General features: G+C 71.7%; 1 protein-coding gene. It reads right to left on the bottom strand.

Translation table 11 applies throughout. The annotated features are described in order from the left end of the window. Nucleotides 1–172 precede the first annotated feature (172 nt). Nucleotides 173–1,549 (bottom strand): IS1380 family transposase, encoded by a 1,377-nt coding sequence (locus tag ABZ453_RS51255; RefSeq protein ID WP_359026971.1) that lies wholly within the window; start codon nucleotides 1,547–1,549, stop codon nucleotides 173–175. Nucleotides 1,550–1,579 lie beyond the last annotated feature (30 nt).

Raw genomic sequence — 1,579 nt, 5'->3', positions numbered from 1 at the left:
TAGCCTCGATCTTGCATGAGGGTCCGTCAGCTTGCTGACGGACCCTTTCGGCTCGTTCAGGGCAGAGATTTCTCGGGTGGGCAGGCCGGTGGCCCGGCTGTCGCGTCGGGTGGGCGCCGGGTTCCACGACTCCGGTCGTGTGGTGCTGTTCGTGGGGACGGGAAGCTGCTGGTCAGCCGGGGGCCGGCAGGGCTGCGAGCCGTTGCAGGGCGTCGATGATCACGGCGGTCCAGGGCCAGTGCCCGGCGAGGCGGAGGATGCGGCGGCGTCCGGTCGTGGCGAGCTGAGCGGCCGCGGAGAACAGCCGCAGCCGTAGGCGGCGGGGCTCCCACCGGCGGGCTTGGTCGGTGAGGGCGAGCAGGGGCATCCAGGCCAGGAGGTCCAGTGCGATCTGGACGATCTCCAGCCAGACCTGGTTCTGCGCGGCGTCGTGGAGCGGGAGGTTGCGCAGCCCGGTGGCGCGGGCGGCGCGGATACGGTCCTCGGCGCGGGCCCGCTGGCGGTGCCGCAGTTCGAGGGCGGCGATCGCCTCGCCCGCCGTGTTGGTGGCGAAGCAGGTCAGCCGCATGCCGTCGGCGTCGGTGAAGCGCAGCTGGGCGCCGGGGTGCGGCCGTTCCTTCCGCACGATCAGCCGCATCCCCGTGGGCCACCCGTTGAGACAGTCACCGCCGAGTTCGGCCACCCAGGCGCCATTGCGGATCTCGCCGCCGGGCTCGACGGCCGGCGTCCAGGCCGAGGCCGGGACCTTCACAGCGGCCTGATGGATGGCGTCGGTGATGGTCATGCCGACGGAGTAGGACAGCCACCGGCCGCGGGCGGAAAGCCAGTCGACGAACTCGTGGGTGCCCCCGCCCGAGTCGGTGCGGATCAGCGTCCGCCGTCCGCGCCGGTATTTTTTCGGCAGCTGTGCCAACGCGAGCCGGGCGGCTTCGATGTGGTCCGCGGCGGTGTTGCTGCCTGCGTTCCCGGGCCGCAGCAGGGCGGCGACCGGCTCCCCGGAGCCGCCCCGGCCGTGGTCGACGAACCCCATCAGCGGGTGGTGGCCGAAGGTCTTCTTCCAGGTCGCGGCCGCATCCTGCTTCTCGGAATGCGCGATGACGAGCACCCCGTCCAGGTCGACGACCACCTGCCCGGCCGCATCCGGCGCCGCATCACCGGCCAACGACCATACGTGTTCGCGGACTTGAGCGCGGGCCTGCCGCAGTGCAGTCAGCACGCGCTTCCCGCCTGTCGCCAGCGTGTCGATCAGCCGGGAGACCGTGGGATCGGAGGCCACCGGCCCGAACACCGCCGGCTCGGCCCGCAGCATGCCCACATCGGCCAGGCAGTCCCCGCCCAACGCGACCGCGAGTGCCACGTCCAGCAGGACCTTGCCCGGATCATGGACCGCCCGCGGCTTGCGCCACGGTGCCAGAGCCGCGGATATCGCCTGATCCAGACCGGTCTTGCGGACCGTCTCCACCAGCAGCACCGCACCGGCCTGGGAGACCACTCCGCGACCGCCGCCCTCGACGCGGACACGCGGGTAGGACCCGATACGCTTCTTCACCTGGAGAGTGCTTCTTTCATGCGACGACCT

This window comes from Streptomyces sp. NPDC005799 (assembly GCF_040630525.1).
GTDB lineage: Bacteria > Actinomycetota > Actinomycetes > Streptomycetales > Streptomycetaceae > Streptomyces > Streptomyces griseorubiginosus_B.
The sequence above is the reverse complement of the archived record's forward strand: the minus strand, read 5'-3'. Positions and strand labels throughout refer to the sequence as shown.